We start from the raw sequence: 14,101 nt of genomic DNA, 5'->3' as shown, positions 1-14,101 counted from the left end.
CGACATGGGTGTGCTCTTCGACGAGTGCGCCGAACGCGGCATCGGGACCGGCGTGCACCTGGACCGGCCGTTCGACATCGCCCCGGACGGGGGCACCGCGTACGACGCGGCGGCTCTGGCCGAGCTGGTCCGCCAGGCCGCCGGCTGGCTCGCCGCGGCCGGTGCCGGGCGGGGCGACCGGGTGGCGATCGTGAAGGACAACCACTGGGACTACGACCTGCTCGCCTGCGCCGCCGTGCGCGTCGGAGCGGTCCCCGCGCAGCTGTCCGGGCAGCTCGCGCCCGAGGTGCTGGAGGTCCTGCTCGCCCGACTGGACCCGGCCGTGCTGTTCACCACCGCGGACCTGGTCGAGCGGGCACGCGCCGCAGGCGTCGACCTGAAGTCGGTGGCCCGCGTCGTGGTGACCTCGGACGCCGCGGTCCCGGGCGCGGTCGCACTGGACGACCTGCGCGGGCACGCCGCACCCGCGCCGCACCGGCGGCACGAGGACGAACCGCTGGTCATCGACCACACCTCCGGCACGACCGGAGTGCCGAAGCTCGTGGTCCACTCGACGCGGACGATCATCGGCGAACTCGCCCGGTTCGAGGCGCGGCGGATGCCCAAGATCGGGGCGCGTCCGGACGACGTCGTGGCCACCGCCAGTTCCTACGCCCACGGGCGGACCTTCTGCTGGACGGCCGTCGTGATGAGCGTGGCACCCCGGGAGGTGGTGGTGCTCACCAGCCAGGACCCGGACCGCGCGGACCCGGTGCTGCGGGCGCACCCGCCGACGATCCTGGAGGGCCTTCCGGCGTCGTACGTCCGGTTCCGACCGCTGATCGAGCGCCTGGACAACCCGTTCCGGCGGGTCCGGCTCTACATCAGCACCTACGACGCGGTGCACCCGCCGACGATCCGCGCCTACCTGGCCGCCAGTCGGCACCCGAGTCCACTGTGGATGGACGGGTGGGGGCAGACCGAGACCGGCCCGTTGACCTTCCGCTTCCACACCCGCCGCTCGATCGCGCGCGAGGGCGCCGCGACGCACGACGTGGGCCGACCGATCCCGGTCAAGACCGGGCTGCGGCTGGTGGATCCGGACACCTTCGAACCGGTGCGCCCGGGCCGCCCCGGGCTCGTGCTGGCCCGCACGTCCGCCCGGTGCCTGGACTACCTCGGCGAGTCGCGGAGGTGGGAGCGCAAGCGCGTCGGTGACTGGTGGAACACCGGCGACATCGGCGTCCGCGGTTGGGACGGCAGCGTGCGCCTGCTCGACCGCGAGGTCGACCACGCTCCCGGCATGAGCTGCGTGGAGACCGAGGACGTCCTGGAAGACCGGCTGCCGCGGGCGTGGGAGTGCGTGCTGCTGACCCGACCGGGCGAACTCCCGCTGCCGGTGGTCGTCACCGCGGACGGCGAGCTGCCCGACGAGGACTGGCACCGCGCCCGCCGCGGCCTGCCGCCGATGGCGGAGCCGGTGGTGCTGACCTGGGACGAGGTGCCCCGCACCGGCACCGGCAAGGTGCGCCGTCTGGAACTGCGCGGGCAGCTCACCGGCCGCGTCGACACCTGCGGCACCGGCCGCTGGACCTGAGGAGCTGCTGATGACGCGCGTCGGCTACGTCTTCGACAACGCGAACCCGCACAGCGGCGAGCAACACCGGTGCATCGCCACCGCGCACGACGCGATGACCACCGAACGGCTCGCCGCCACCGGGGTCGCGGACGGCTGGTGCTGCCTGGACGTGGGCACCGGCGGCGGCACCATCGCGCGCTGGCTCGCCGACCGGGTCGCGCCCACCGGCAGCGTGCTGGCCACCGACGTCACACCCGTCGACGTCGGCGGTCACCCGAACCTGACGGCGGCGGTGCACGACATCACCGCCGATCCGCTCCCGGACGAGCACTTCGACCTGGTCGTGGTCCGGTTGCTGCTGCAACACCTCCCGGAGCGGGACGCTGTGGTGGCCAAGCTCGTCCGGGCGCTGAAACCGGGCGGCTGGCTGCAGATCGAGGAGTTCGACACCTCCTACGAACCGGTGCTGCTCACCCCGGACGAGCGGTCCGCGCGGCTGTACGAGAAGTTCCTGGCAGCCAAGAAGACGTTGATGCGCAGAGCAGGAGCCGACCCGGAGTGGGGGCGCCGGGCCGCCCGGGTGATGAGCGCGGCCGGACTGGTCGACATCGATCCGCGCCCGTACGTCCGGCCGCGGCACCCGGAGTCGGCCGACCTGCTGTTGCAGGTGCACCACACCTACCACCTGCGGGACGGACTGCTGTCGGTCGGCATGACCGACGAGGAACTGGCCGAGGTGCGGGCGGTGATGCGCGATCCGTCCTTCCGCGCCTCGTCCAGCCTCATGTACTCGGTGCAGGGTCGGAAGGAGCTGGCGTGACGACGACGTTGACGGCGGACGTGGCGGGGCTGGTCGCGGCCGAGCAGCTCGGGGCCCTGTCGGGTGAGTACGCCGCCGATCCGCTGGTGAGCGACGTCGACTGGGCGGGCCGGGTCGACCTTCCGCTGGCGGACGAACTCGCCGTCCAGGCGGCGTGCGGGATCATGCACGTCCACGGCCGGGCCGCAGGCCGGCCGCAACGGCTCGGCGTCGACTACGCCTCGGTGCTGGCCGGGGTCCTCGCGGTCCAGGGCGTGCTCGCGGCGTCGATCGCCCGGGTGCGCGGCGCGCGGCTCACCGCGGTGCGCACGTCGGTGGCCGACGCGGCGCTGCTGGCGGTGCAGCAGTACCTCGCCGTGGCCACCACCGACGACGACTGGGCGGAGCGGTGGGAACCCGGTGGCCGTCCGCCGTTCACCAGCCGCGACGGGGTCCGCTTCGAAGTCGAGACCCTCTACGCCGAGGGCTGGCGCCGGTTCTGGCAGGAGCTCGGTGCCGACCGCGAGGCGGTCGCCGAGGGCTGGTGGCCGTTCCAGCAGCGGTTCGCGACCGCGGCGGGGCACCTGCCGGAGGCGCTGCACGCCACCGCGCGGAACACCGACTACGAGGCCGTGGTGGCGGCGGCGACCGCCGCCGTCGGGGTCAGCGTGCTGCCGGTCCGGGACGTTCCCTCGCCACCGGTGGAAGTTCCCGCGTGCGGGCTGCGCCCGCTGCCGGGCACCGCGACGCGCGAGTCGGAGAAGCGCGGTGAGGCACCGCTCGACGGGCTCGTCGTGGTGGAGTCGACGCGCCGCATCCAGGGCCCGCTGGTGGGGCACGTGCTGCGCCTGCTGGGCGCCGAGGTGATCCGAGTCGAACCGCCCGGCGGCGACCCGATGCGGGGCATCCCGCCGATGGCGGGGGACTGCTCGGTCCGCTTCCGCGCCCTCAACGACGGCAAACGCGCGGTGGAGGTGGACATCAAGTCCCCCGCCGGACAGCGCGAGCTGCGCGAACTGGTGGCCGGGGCGGACGCGTTCGTGCACAACTGGGCTCCCGGCAAGGCCGAGCAGCTCGGTCTGGACGCCGAGGACCTGGTCCGCGCCAGCCCCGGGCTGACCTACGCGTGGGCGTCCGGGTGGGAACCGCTGTCCTGGCCGGAACTGCCGCTGGGCACGGACTTCCTGGTGCAGGCGCACAGCGGTCTCGGCGCGGCCGCGTACCCGGGGGACGAGCCGAGCATGCCGTCGCTGATGACGCTCACCGACATCCTGGGCGGGATGGTCTGCGCCCAGGGCGTGCTGGCGTCGCTGCTCCGCCGGGTGCGCACCGGGCGGGGGTCCCGTGTGGACAGTTCGCTGTTCTCGGCCTCCGGAGTGGTGCCCCGCGGAGTTCACCGTCCGGTGTGGACGGTGCTCGACCGCCCGCTGCGGACCGCGGACGGCTACCTGGTGCTGCCGCGCGACATGGCGCCCGGCGACGTCGCCGGACCGCTCGGGCTGGCGGCGGCCGGCGGCACCCCGGGCGAGGTGGCCGCGCGGTTGCGCGACCGGCCCACCGAGGTCTGGACCGAACTGCTCGCCGACGCCGGTGTGGTCGCCACGCCGGTGTGCACCGACCTGCGGGCGCTGGCCGAGGACCCGCGGTTCGAACGCGCGCTCGGCCGCACCACGCACGTCCACCCGTTGTCCCCCTGGGAGTTCTCGTGACCGACCGCTGGATGTCCCGGAACGGGATCGAAATCCGCGACCTCGTACCGGCCGAGCTGCGTCGCAGGTGGGTGCGACAGGGCGACTGCCCGGGCCGCGACCTGTACGGCCTGTTCCGCGAGCAGGTGCGCGCCCACCCGGAACGCGAGGCGATCATCGATGCCGAGCGCGTGCTCGACTACGCGGCACTGGACCGGGAGGTCCGCAAGGTCGCCGCCGCGCTGTCGGCCGCCGGGCTCGGCGCGCGCGACATCATCGGCATCCGCATGCCCAACGGGTGGCGGATGGCCGTGGCCGAACTGGCCGTCGCGGCCGTCGGTGCGGTCGCCCTGCCGTACCCGGCGGGCTCCGGCACCCGGGACACGCTGAGCCTGCTGGGCAGGTCGCGGGCCGCCGCCGGGATCTTCGCGGCGGCCGAGGACGCGGAGGTCGCCCGCGGTCTCCCGGACATGCGCGCCGTGTTCACCTTCGCCCCGGGCGGTTCGCTGGACGACCTCCCGGACCCCGGGGACTGGTGCGCCGAACCGGTCGACCCGGAGGCACCCGCCCGGATCCTGGTCACCTCGGGGTCCCAGTCGGAACCGAAGATGATCGCGTACTCGCACAACGCGATGGGCGGCGGCCGGGCCAACTACGTGCGCGCCCTGCACGACGGGGACGGCCCGATGCGCGGGCTGGTGCTGATGAAGATGTCCTCCGGGTACGGGTCCTGCGCGACGTCGGTGAGCATCGCCGCGCTCGGCGCGACGCTCGTGCTGGCCGACCGGTTCGACCCGGCCGAGGCGTTGCGCCTGGTCACGCGGCACCGCCCGACCCACCTGTTCGGGGTGCCGACGATGCTGCGGCGGCTGTCCGAGCAGCCCGCGCAGCCGGACGAGGACCTGTCCAGCCTGCGCGCGGTCGTGTCCAGCGCGGCGCCGCTGTCCGACGTGACCGCGCAGGCGTGCCGCCGCCGCTTCGGGTGCCGGGTGATCACCATCTACGGCTCGTCGGACGGCATCAACTGCCACACCGCCCGGACCGGCACGGACAGCGGGACGGGGATCCCGGACCCGGCGGTCGCCGAGATCCGGATCGTGGACCCGCAGGGCCGCGACGTGCGTCCCGGCGAGCCGGGGGAGGTCTGGGCGCGCGGTCCCATGACCCCGTTGTGCTACGTCGCCGGACCCGAGCTGGACGCCCGCCACCGCACCCCGGACGGGTGGGTGCGCAGCGGCGACCGGGGCGTGCTGGACGAGCGCGGCAGGCTGCACGTGCTCGGCAGGCTCGAACAGGTCGTCTCCCGAGGCGGGTACAAGATCAGCCCGGCCGAGGTCGAGCGCGAGATCAGCACGCACCCCGGCGTCGTCGACGTGGCCTGCGTGCCCGTGCCCGACGACGACCTCGGGGAACGCCTGTGCGCCTGCATCAGCCAGTCCGCCGGAGCTCCCGAGCTGTCGCTGGCCGACCTCACGGCGTTCCTCGAACGAGACCGCGGCCTGGAACGCCGCAAGCTGCCGGAGTTCCTGCTGCGGCTACCGGAACTGCCGCTCGCCCCGACCGGCAAGGTGTGCCGCCGCACGGTCACGGCGATGGCCACCGAACGCACCACCCGACCCAGGGAGCTGACGAGATGAGCGAGACCCGTTTCGACCTGCCCCGGTTGACGCCCTCGACGTTCGAGGCGCTGAACCAGCTGACCCGGCAAGCCGAGGCCAACGCCCGCGACTCCGGTGTGGACGCCGGGCTGCTCGAACTGGTCCGGCTGCGGGCGTCGCAGATCAACGGCTGCGGCTTCTGCCAGTCGACGCACACCCGGCAGGCCCTCGACGAGGGCGAGTCGGAGCAACGGCTGCGGGCGCTGCCGAACTGGCCGGACTCGGACCTGTTCACCGACCGCGAGCGCGCGGCGCTGCGCCTGGCCGAGTCGATCACCCGGCTCGACGGCGGCGTTCCCGACGAGGACTACCTCCCGGCCGAACAGCACTTCGACGAGAAGCAGCTGGTCGGTCTGGTGTGGACGGTCGCCTTGATCAACACCTACAACCGGTTGGCGATCAGCATGTCCTCGCTCAACTGACCACCGCCCGCCGCTCGTTGACCACCAGCAGCACCACGGCCAGCACGATCGGGACCACCTGCGAGGCGAACTGCACGTGCACGTCGCTGCCTTCGACGAGGTGGCGCTGGTGGTAGACGCAGTGCGGGACGTTGAACACGAGCGAGGCGATCAGCACCACGCGGACCAGCCGGCGTTCCACCGAGACGGCGGCGAAGCCGAGCACGACCACGAACTGCAGGGCGATGAGCCCGAAGTCGTGCGTCATGTGCTCGTTGTACGGCGGGAACAGCGTCAGCCAGGACCGGTCCGGCGTGGGGAAGTCGCGGTAGAACGACAGCGGCGCGAGCGCGGCCCACAGCGAGGGGATGCCTTCGATCAGGGCCAGCAGCACCAGTCCGACGCGCAGACACCTCGTGGCGAGCACGCTGACCCCCTCCCGTGCGGTCGGTCCGAGGTCCGGCCCCGGAGGTCCCCACCCCCCGCTCGGACCGACGTCGCGCCGCACGGATGGTAGCCGCGACCCGCTGAACCGTCGAGCGGCTCCGCGCCGGACGGCGGGCTGGTCGGTGCTCGGTTAGCTTTGCCTGCGCCGCGAGCCGTCCGGCGAGGAGGAGCGGGTGTGACCTCGATCTTCATCTTCGTGTCCGGCGCGGCGCTGCTGGTGTTCAGCGCCGAGCGCTTGGTGGGCAACCTCGTCGGCGCGGCGAGCGGTCTGCGGGTCTCGGTGTTCCTGCTCGCCGTGCTGTTCACCGGCATCGAGTTCGACGACGTCGTGCTCGGCGTCGCGCTCAACGTCGAGGACCTCGGCGACGTGGCGCTGGGACTGGTGTTCGGCACCGCCCTCTCCTACTCCGGGCTCGTCCTCGCGCTCGCCGCGCTCATCGCCCCGGTCGAGGTGGAGCCGCCGCGCGACTACCTGGCGCTGTTCGTCGCCGCGCCGCTGGCCATGGCCGCGTTCGTGCTGACCGCACCGCTCACCGCGGTGCACGGGATCGTGCTGCTCGTCCTGTTCGCCCTGTTCATCGCCTACATCGCGGTGCGGGAGACCCGGCGCAGGACGCCGACCTTCCGCAACCCGGAGATCTACGAAGGCTTGGCGGAGTCGGAACAGCCGTTCGCCCGGGAACGGCGACTGCCCGGCTGGGCGAGCCTCGGACTCGCGGTGGTGGCGCTGGCCGGGCTGCTCATCGGCGCGGCGACCACGAGCACCGGGACCCGGGGAATTCTGCACAGCTACGGCATCGAGGGGACCGTGTTCGGGGCGACGATCGTCACCGCCGCGCTGTCCATCGAGGACGTCTTCCTGACCGTGGAGCCGTTCCGCAAAGGGGTTCCGGCGATCGGGGTCGGCAACGTCATCGGCAGCCTCGTCTTCTCCGTCACCGGCAAGCTCGCGGTCATCATCCTGTCCGGCGGCAGCATCGTGGTCGGACCGGACGTGCTCCGGTGGCACCTGCCCGCGCTCGTGGTGATGACCGCGCTGGCCGCCTGCTTCCTCGGCACCGGGCGGGTGCGGCGGTGGCACGGCGTCGTGCTGCTCGGCCTGTACGTCGCCTACTGGGCCGTCAGCTTCGCGCTGTTCGGGAGCGCTCCCGTCCAGACGTGACGCGGCGCGGGTTCGGGCGCGGCACGAGCGCGTCCCCCTCGCCCGCGGCGCGGACCGCGTCGACCACGATGCCGTGGTCGGGGGACAGCACGCAGACCGGGTCGGTGCGGGCCGCGTCGCCGGTGAGCAGGAACGCCTGGCACCGGCACCCGCCGAAGTCGATCTCGCGGCGCGGGCAGCTCCGGCACGGTTCGGGCATCCAGTCGGTGCCGCGGAACCGCTGGAACAGCGGGGACCGCGTCCAGATCCACTCCACGGAGTGCTCCCGCACGTTCGCCCGGGGCAGCGGCAGCACCTGGGCAGCGGGGCAGGGCAGGGCGTCGCCGTTGGGCATCACGGTGAGCTGGCGCCGGGCCCACCCGTCCATGCAGGGCTTGGGGTACTGCTCGTAGTAGTCGGGCAGCACGTAGGTGATCTCCACCTGCCCGCGCAGCCGGTCGCGGGCGGCGCGCACCACCGCTTCGGCCCGGTCGACCTGCGCCCGGCTGGGCAGCAGCGCGCCCCGGTTGAGCAGCGCCCAGCCGTAGTACTGGGTGTTGGCCAGCTCGATGCGGTCGGCGCGCAGCTCCTCGGCCAGCCGCAGGACGTCGCCGACGTGGTCGATGTTGTGCCGGTGCAGCACCACGTTGAGCGTGAGCGGCCAGCCCAGCTCCTTCACCAGCCGCGCCGCCGAGACCTTGCGCTCGAACGACGGCGTCCCGGCGATCCGGTCGGAGGCGGTGGCCTCGTGCGCCTGGATGCTCATCTGCACGTGGTCCAGTCCGGCCTCGCGCAGCTGCTCGGCGCGGCGCGGGGAGAGCCCGACGGCGCTGGTGATGAGGTTGGTGTACAGGCCCAACCGGCTGCCGTGCCGCACGATCTCCACGACGTCGCGCCGCTGGAGCGGTTCGCCGCCGGACAGGTGCAGTTGCAGCACGCCGAGCTCGCGGGCCTCGGTGAGCACCCGCTGCCACTGCTCGGTGGTCAGTTCGTCGCGGTAGTCGCCCAGGTTGAGCGGGTTCGAGCAGTACGGGCAGTGCAGCGGGCACGCGTAGGTCAGCTCGGCGAGCAGTCCGTACGGTCTAGTCACCGTCGATCTCCACCCATCGTTTGGCGACGAGGCGGGTGAGGAAGTCGGCGATCTCGTCGTCGGCGACGCGGTCGTAGCGGCCGCGCAGCGACTCCGAGATCTCGGCGATCGTGCGCCGCCCGTCGCACAGGTCCAGCACCGAGGCGCCGGTCGGGTTCAGCACCAGGACCGACTCCGGTCCCATCAGCACGTATTCCTCGCGGACCCGGTCCATGCCCAGCCGGACGTGCGAGGCCAGTCTGGGCCGGCTCGACGATCGCAGCTCCGCGTTCATCGCCGGGGCCCTCCGTCGCGGGCGGCCGGGCGCCGCAACACCTCCGGCGCCCGACGTCCTGGCGTCAGTCCTGCATCCGCATCATGTACATCGTCACCTCGGACGAGCACACGAGTTCCTCGAAATCCGGCGTCCGCCATTCGACCTCGTCGAACTTCGGCGGCTCCCACGTGAGTGCGGACCGGGTGCTCTCGGATTCCATGACTGGCACCTCCTCTCCCTCGGGCCGAGCCCGGAGGTGCGGTGGCGGTTGGCTGGACGGCTCCCGCGCACGTGCAGGATAACTCCGCGTGGCGGCCGCCGTCAGGGGCGCGCATCCCCGGTTCCCGGGGTCTCGTCCGCGGTCGCGTTGACCGGCGCGTGCGCCCGCCGCCGTCGGCGCAGCAGCGCGTCGAGGGCGAACGGACCGGCTCCCAGCGCCGCGAACAGCAGGAAGAACCAGGAGTACAGCGCGGCCAGTTCACCGGCGTTCTGGATCGGGAGCAGGCCGCGGGGCTGGTGCACCGTGAAGTAGGCGTACGCCATGCTCCCGGAGCACAGCAGCGCGACCGGGGTGGTGAACAGGCCGACCAGCACCAGCGCGCCGCCGACGAACTGGATCAGACCCGCCCACCAGGACGGCCACAGCCCCACCGGCGTCGGCATGCCGCCCGGGGTCAGCACCCCGAACAGGGCGGCCGCCCCGTGCAGCAGGAACAGGAACGAGATGATGATCCGCACCACGGACAGCACGACTCCGCCCAGGCGCTCACGCGGTTCTCGCGACACACCCGTCATCCCCGTCACCTCCAACCGGTGTGGGACTCCACGCGTCGTCGGTCGCGAAAGTCCCAACCGCCGCGGGGTGACGGCCAGAGCACAACGTCCCCCACCGCACGGCAGCGATCAGTCCGGGAAGGCGTGGTCGATGGCGTCGAGGACGCTCCACAGCACGTCGCACTTGAACGCCAGCGCCGCCACGGCGCGCTGCTGCTCGTCCGCGGTGCGGCAGTGCTCGGTGACCACCCGCAGCGCGTGCTCGGAGTCGCGCGGCGCCTGGCGGAGGCGGGCCCGGAAGTAGGCCAGCCCGTCGGGGGCGATCCACGGGTAGCACCGCTCGAACGCGGCGAGGCGCTCGGCCATCAGGTCCGGCGCGAACAGCTCGGTCAGCGAGGACGCCACGCCTTCCACCCAGGGGCGGGTGCGGGCGAAGGTGACGTAGGCGTCGACGGCGAACCGCACGCCGGGGACGAGGTGCCGCTCGTCGCAGACCTCCTCGCGGGTCAGCCCGACCGCCTCCGCCAGCCGCAGCCACGCTTCGATGCCGCCCTCCTCGCCCGCCGTGCCGTCGTGGTCGAGGACGCGGCGCACCCACCGGCGCCGGACCTCGCGGTCCGGGCAGTTGGCGAGGATGGCGGCGTCCTTGCGGGGGATGGCGGCCTGGTAGTAGAAGCGGTTGGCCACCCAGCCCCGCAGCTGTGGCCGGCTCAACCGTCCCGCGTTCATCCGGACGTGGAACGGGTGCCGGTCGTGGTAGCGCCGCGACTGGGCGCGCAGTGCGGCGACGAAGCCGTCGGTGTCCGTCGTCAGAGCCGCACCTCCAGTCCGTCCGCGGCGACCTCCACGCCGCGCCGCTCGACGGCGCGCCGTTCGGGCGAGTCGTCCAGCAGCATCGGGTTGGTGTTGTTGATGTGCACGTAGATCCGGCGTTCGACGGGCAGCGCGGCCAGCTGGTCGAGGCTGCCGCCGGGCTCGCCGACCGGCAGGTGTCCCATGTCGCGAGCGGTCTTGCCTGCCAGGTCGAGCAGTTCGTCGTCGCGCCAGCAGGTTCCGTCCACGAGCAGGCAGGAGCAGTCGTCGAGTTCCGCGCGCACCTCGGCGGTGAACTCCGGCACGCCCGGCAGGTACACCGCGGTCCGGCCGGTGGCCGCGTCGATGAGGCGGTAGCCGACGACGCGGCCTTGGTCGCCGCCGACCGCGAAGCGGTCGGGTTTGCCGGTCGGCACGTCGAACGCCCGGTAGGACAGGCCGTCCCCGAGGGAGGTCTCCGCGCCCGGCACCACCGGTCGCCACGTGACCGGGCAGAACGCCTGCAGGGTGCGCAGCACCGCCGTTCCCGAGCACAGGGTCTCCCGCACGGCCGGGGTGGCGTGCACTTCCAGGGCCCGTCCCTCCCGCAACAGCAGCAGGCCGAGCGTGTGGTCGATCTCGGCGTCGGTGAGCAGCACCGCGCGGATCGGCGTGTCCCGGCCGCCGCGCGGATGCAGGTCGGGGCAGGACTCGATCTGCGCCCGCAGGTCGGGGGAGGCGTTGATCAGGTACCACCGCCGCCGGTCGGCGGTGATCGCGATCGACGACTGGGTGCGCGGCAGGCACGGCCGGGAGCCGTCCCGGGCGGCGCGGCAGGTCGGGCAGGCGCAGTTCCACTGCGGGAAGCCGCCGCCCGCCGCCGATCCGAGCACCCGCACCCACATCAGGTCCTCCCGCGTGTCGAGGACGCCGGAACGCATCCGGCGTCCTCGACCGTCAGTCCTCCCAGTGCGCGACGTACATCGTCACCTCGGCCGCGCACCCGATCTCCTCGAACTCGGGTGCCTCCCAATCCAGGAGCTCGGTCGCGGACTCCATCACCGGCACCCCCTCTCAGTCTTCCGGCAAGGCGAATGCGAACAGGGCGTCGCCGTGCGGCGCGCCGAGCATCGTGGGCAGGAAGCCTTCGACCCACGCGCCCCAACCGACCGGGACGGCGATGTGCTGCCGCCCGTCGACGCTGTAGGTCGTCGGGCTGCTGTGGTGCCCGCACCCGGTCTGGAACTGCCACAACAGCTCGCCGCTGCGCGCGTCGAACGCGTCGAACTCCCCGCTGGGTTCCCCGGCGAACACCAGGTCACCGCCGGTGGCCAGCACCGACGAGCACATCGGGACGTTGTTGCGCCAGCGCCACACCTCGCCGCCGGTGGCCGGGTCGAAGGCGGAGATGGACCCGCTCATGTCCCGGGAGTCCACGGTGACGCTCGCGCCCCAGTAGGGGATGCTTTCCTTGAACTCCCGGCGCCGCCGCGTGACCTCCGCGCCGACGTCCTGGACCGGGGCGTAGAGCAGCCCGGTCCGCTGGCTGTAGGCGGCGTGCGTCCACTCCTTGGCGCCGGCCGGGCCGGGCCAGAAGTGGACCGGGACGCCCTCCTCCTCCGGGTAGATCCGGGGGGTGATCGTCCCGTCGGGGGCGACCTCGCCCCAGGTGATCCGGTCCACGAACGGCGCCACCCGGACCAGGTCGCCGTTGGTGCGGTCGAGGACGTAGAAGTACCCGTTCTTGTCGAAGTGCGCCAGGACCCTGCGCCCGTCGAGCTCGAACAGGATGTGTTCCATGGTGCTGTCGTAGTCCCACAGGTCGTGCGGGTTGTACTGGTAGTGCCAGCGGATCTCGCCGTTGTCCGGGTCGACGGCGATCAGGCTGTCGGTGTGCAGGTTGTCGCCCGCGCGGACCTCACCGTCGAAGTCCGGGGCCGGGTTCCCGGTGCCCCAGTACATGAGGTTCAGCTCCGGGTCGAAGGTCCCGGTGACCCAGCAGTTCCCGCCACCCCGGGTCCAGGCCGGACCGTCCGGCCAGGTGTCCGAACCGGGTTCGCCGGGCTTGGGCACCGTGTAGGTGCGCCACGCGTGGCGCCCGGTCTCCAGTTCGAAGGCGTCGAGGTGTCCGCGCACGCCGAACTCCCCGCCGGAGCTGCCCACGACGACCTTGTCCTTGACGACCAGCGGTGCGACCGTGGCGCTCTCCCCGGCGCGCACGTCGCCGTAGGTCGCGTCCCACACGCACCGCCCGTTGGTGGCGTCGAGCGCGATCACGTGGGCGTTCAGCGTGACCACGAAGACCTTGCCCTGCGCCACCGCGACGCCCCGGTTGACGTTGCCGCAGCACAACGACGTGTCGTAGGGCACCTCGTGCTTGTAGCGCCACAATTCCTGCCCGGTGCGGGCGTCGATGGACCACACCCAGCCGTCCCAGCCGGAGACGTACATGACCCCGTCCACGACGATCGGGGCGGCCTCGAACGAGTACGTCGACGGGCCCGCGTGCAGTCCGGCCGAGCCGGACTGGAACACCCAGGCCGGTGTCAGCCGCCGCACGGTCGCGGTGTTGATCTGGTCCAGCGGGCTGTACCGCTGGCCGTCGTAGGCGCCGTAGTAGGTCAGCCAGTTCTGCGGTTCCGAGCGGGCGTTGAGAATGCGGTCGTAGGTGACGTCCTGCGCGACCGGCGGCGCGGTGCCGACCAGTCCGCTCAGGGTCGCCTGTCCGACGGCCCGTCCGGCATCGACGTAATCCGTCATCGCCGCTCCTCCCTACGGTCGAGGTTGGTCCGGACGGTCGAGACGGGCCTGCCGGGGGACGTCGCCGAGCACCACGATCGCGCCGATCAGACCGCGGCCCTCGTCGTTGCCGATCGGTGACGTGTACCAGTAGTAGCCCGGCCCGTCGAGGTTGAGGCCGGCCGTCCCGCGAGAATGCACCGGCAGCCAGATGAACTGCCTGTCCCCGTTGCTCGGGAACAACGCGCAGTGGGTGTTCTCGTCGTCGTTGACGATCTCCAGTTCCAGGTCGCCCCCGTGCGGCATCACCAGGATCGCCGGGTCCCAGACCAGTTCGTCGGGTGGGATGCGGATCCGGGCGTGCATGCGCCCTTCGGAGTCCTCCTCGGCGTGCCCGAGATTGCCGTGGGCGACGAGTCGCCCCAGCGTCGCCCGGTTCTGGTGGTCCAGTCCGAGCTCGCTCACCAACGCCGACAGCTCCGCCGTGGTCGCCATCGGCCTCACCTCCCGATCGCCAGAAGCCTCGTCTCAGCGGCGGCGAGCGGACGCGTCCGCAGTGCCGGTGGGCGCGTCGGAGCCGTCGGCGACGTGCGCGACATCGGCACCCCGGAACGAGCGAGGAAATCGGACGAGGATGTGGACCATCCCGTCACGACGCGGGCGGTCGCATGACTACCGTGCTCGGGCCACCCGAACCTCCCCGTCCCGCGTGTCCCGTCGCAGGGGAAGCGTAACTCCGCCGATTCGCTTTGGTAAGG

The 14,101-nt window shown here is 72.6% G+C and carries 16 protein-coding genes; 6 read left to right on the top strand and 10 right to left on the bottom strand.

From position 1 onward, the window contains the following. Positions 1 to 4: 4 nt before the first annotated feature. The 5 genes from NV263_RS16500 to NV263_RS16480 are packed head-to-tail and all read left to right on the top strand — an operon-like array spanning position 5 to position 6,125. Complete coding sequence (locus NV263_RS16500) at positions 5 to 1,576, top strand: AMP-binding protein (RefSeq protein WP_263254226.1); 1,572 nt, start codon at positions 5 to 7, stop codon at positions 1,574 to 1,576. A gap of 10 nt (positions 1,577 to 1,586) precedes the next feature. Next, on the top strand, positions 1,587 to 2,378 hold the full coding sequence (locus NV263_RS16495; RefSeq protein WP_263247192.1) for a methyltransferase domain-containing protein: 792 nt from the start codon (positions 1,587 to 1,589) through the stop codon (positions 2,376 to 2,378). Then, positions 2,375 to 4,066: a CoA transferase gene (locus NV263_RS16490; protein WP_263247191.1), complete on the top strand. Its 1,692-nt coding sequence runs from the start codon at positions 2,375 to 2,377 to the stop codon at positions 4,064 to 4,066. The genes NV263_RS16495 and NV263_RS16490 overlap by 4 nt, the downstream gene beginning before the upstream one ends. Further along, positions 4,063 to 5,682 (top strand): class I adenylate-forming enzyme family protein, encoded by a 1,620-nt coding sequence (locus tag NV263_RS16485; RefSeq protein WP_450104033.1) that lies wholly within the window; start codon positions 4,063 to 4,065, stop codon positions 5,680 to 5,682. Before NV263_RS16490 ends, NV263_RS16485 begins: the two co-directional genes overlap by 4 nt. Then, a complete protein-coding gene (locus NV263_RS16480; protein ID WP_263247190.1) occupies positions 5,679 to 6,125 on the top strand; it encodes a carboxymuconolactone decarboxylase family protein in 447 nt (148 codons plus the stop codon). The genes NV263_RS16485 and NV263_RS16480 overlap by 4 nt, the downstream gene beginning before the upstream one ends. Here NV263_RS16480 and NV263_RS16475 read toward each other — a convergent pair. Next, positions 6,118 to 6,531: a hypothetical protein gene (locus NV263_RS16475; protein WP_263247188.1), complete on the bottom strand. Its 414-nt coding sequence runs from the start codon at positions 6,529 to 6,531 to the stop codon at positions 6,118 to 6,120. The two genes, NV263_RS16480 and NV263_RS16475, sit on opposite strands and share 8 nt — an antisense overlap. 195 nt (positions 6,532 to 6,726) lie before the next feature. Here NV263_RS16475 and NV263_RS16470 point away from each other — a divergent pair, with 195 nt between their 5' ends. Further along, positions 6,727 to 7,713, top strand: a complete 987-nt coding sequence (locus tag NV263_RS16470) for a sodium:calcium antiporter (RefSeq protein ID WP_263247187.1) — start codon at positions 6,727 to 6,729, stop codon at positions 7,711 to 7,713. On the opposite strand, the gene pqqE is transcribed toward NV263_RS16470, so the two are convergent. The 9 genes from pqqE to NV263_RS16425 all read right to left on the bottom strand — a co-directional run bounded on the left by pqqE (position 7,673) and on the right by NV263_RS16425 (position 13,838). Beyond that, a complete protein-coding gene (gene pqqE / locus NV263_RS16465; RefSeq protein ID WP_263247185.1) occupies positions 7,673 to 8,782 on the bottom strand; it encodes a pyrroloquinoline quinone biosynthesis protein PqqE in 1,110 nt (369 codons plus the stop codon). The two genes, NV263_RS16470 and pqqE, sit on opposite strands and share 41 nt — an antisense overlap. Further along, a complete protein-coding gene (gene pqqD, locus NV263_RS16460) occupies positions 8,775 to 9,056 on the bottom strand; it encodes a pyrroloquinoline quinone biosynthesis peptide chaperone PqqD (protein WP_263247183.1) in 282 nt (93 codons plus the stop codon). Before pqqD ends, pqqE begins: the two co-directional genes overlap by 8 nt. A 64-nt stretch (positions 9,057 to 9,120) precedes the next feature. Continuing rightward, positions 9,121 to 9,258 (bottom strand): pyrroloquinoline quinone precursor peptide PqqA, encoded by a 138-nt coding sequence (pqqA, locus tag NV263_RS16455; protein WP_263247182.1) that lies wholly within the window; start codon positions 9,256 to 9,258, stop codon positions 9,121 to 9,123. A 101-nt stretch (positions 9,259 to 9,359) separates the two neighbouring features. Beyond that, complete coding sequence (locus NV263_RS16450; RefSeq protein ID WP_263247181.1) at positions 9,360 to 9,833, bottom strand: DoxX family protein; 474 nt, start codon at positions 9,831 to 9,833, stop codon at positions 9,360 to 9,362. Between the two features lie 108 nt (positions 9,834 to 9,941). Then, a complete protein-coding gene (gene pqqC / locus NV263_RS16445) occupies positions 9,942 to 10,625 on the bottom strand; it encodes a pyrroloquinoline-quinone synthase PqqC (RefSeq protein ID WP_263254223.1) in 684 nt (227 codons plus the stop codon). Next, positions 10,622 to 11,545 (bottom strand): pyrroloquinoline quinone biosynthesis protein PqqB, encoded by a 924-nt coding sequence (pqqB, locus tag NV263_RS16440; protein WP_263247180.1) that lies wholly within the window; start codon positions 11,543 to 11,545, stop codon positions 10,622 to 10,624. Before pqqB ends, pqqC begins: the two co-directional genes overlap by 4 nt. A 16-nt stretch (positions 11,546 to 11,561) precedes the next feature. After that, a complete protein-coding gene (gene pqqA / locus NV263_RS16435; RefSeq protein ID WP_263247179.1) occupies positions 11,562 to 11,663 on the bottom strand; it encodes a pyrroloquinoline quinone precursor peptide PqqA in 102 nt (33 codons plus the stop codon). 15 nt (positions 11,664 to 11,678) lie between these two features. Then, entirely contained in the window at positions 11,679 to 13,364 is a 1,686-nt protein-coding gene (locus NV263_RS16430) for a PQQ-dependent dehydrogenase, methanol/ethanol family (RefSeq protein ID WP_263247177.1), read from the bottom strand. Between the two features lie 12 nt (positions 13,365 to 13,376). Next, on the bottom strand, positions 13,377 to 13,838 hold the full coding sequence (locus tag NV263_RS16425; protein WP_263247175.1) for an MSMEG_3727 family PQQ-associated protein: 462 nt from the start codon (positions 13,836 to 13,838) through the stop codon (positions 13,377 to 13,379). Positions 13,839 to 14,101: the final 263 nt, after the last annotated feature.

Origin of the sequence: Saccharopolyspora rosea (assembly GCF_025643595.1) — a bacterium.
Taxonomy (GTDB): Bacteria; Actinomycetota; Actinomycetes; order Mycobacteriales; family Pseudonocardiaceae; genus Saccharopolyspora; species Saccharopolyspora rosea.
Note: the sequence above shows the minus strand (reverse complement) of the source record. Positions and strands in the feature narration are given on the sequence as shown.

What these genes read in the sequence shown, in the direction of transcription:
- pqqA (WP_263247179.1), bottom strand. Translation starts at nt 11,663, where the DNA reads ATGGAGTCCGCGACCGAGCTCCTGGATTGGGAGGCACCCGAGTTCGAG.
- NV263_RS16500 (WP_263254226.1), top strand. Translation starts at nt 5, where the DNA reads ATGGGTGTGCTCTTCGACGAGTGCGCCGAACGCGGCATCGGGACCGGC.
- pqqD (WP_263247183.1), bottom strand. Translation starts at nt 9,056, where the DNA reads ATGAACGCGGAGCTGCGATCGTCGAGCCGGCCCAGACTGGCCTCGCAC.
- NV263_RS16495 (WP_263247192.1), top strand. Translation starts at nt 1,587, where the DNA reads ATGACGCGCGTCGGCTACGTCTTCGACAACGCGAACCCGCACAGCGGC.
- NV263_RS16480 (WP_263247190.1), top strand. Translation starts at nt 5,679, where the DNA reads ATGAGCGAGACCCGTTTCGACCTGCCCCGGTTGACGCCCTCGACGTTC.
- pqqB (WP_263247180.1), bottom strand. Translation starts at nt 11,545, where the DNA reads ATGCGTTCCGGCGTCCTCGACACGCGGGAGGACCTGATGTGGGTGCGG.
- NV263_RS16430 (WP_263247177.1), bottom strand. Translation starts at nt 13,364, where the DNA reads ATGACGGATTACGTCGATGCCGGACGGGCCGTCGGACAGGCGACCCTG.
- NV263_RS16425 (WP_263247175.1), bottom strand. Translation starts at nt 13,838, where the DNA reads ATGGCGACCACGGCGGAGCTGTCGGCGTTGGTGAGCGAGCTCGGACTG.
- NV263_RS16450 (WP_263247181.1), bottom strand. Translation starts at nt 9,833, where the DNA reads ATGACGGGTGTGTCGCGAGAACCGCGTGAGCGCCTGGGCGGAGTCGTG.
- pqqA (WP_263247182.1), bottom strand. Translation starts at nt 9,258, where the DNA reads ATGGAATCCGAGAGCACCCGGTCCGCACTCACGTGGGAGCCGCCGAAG.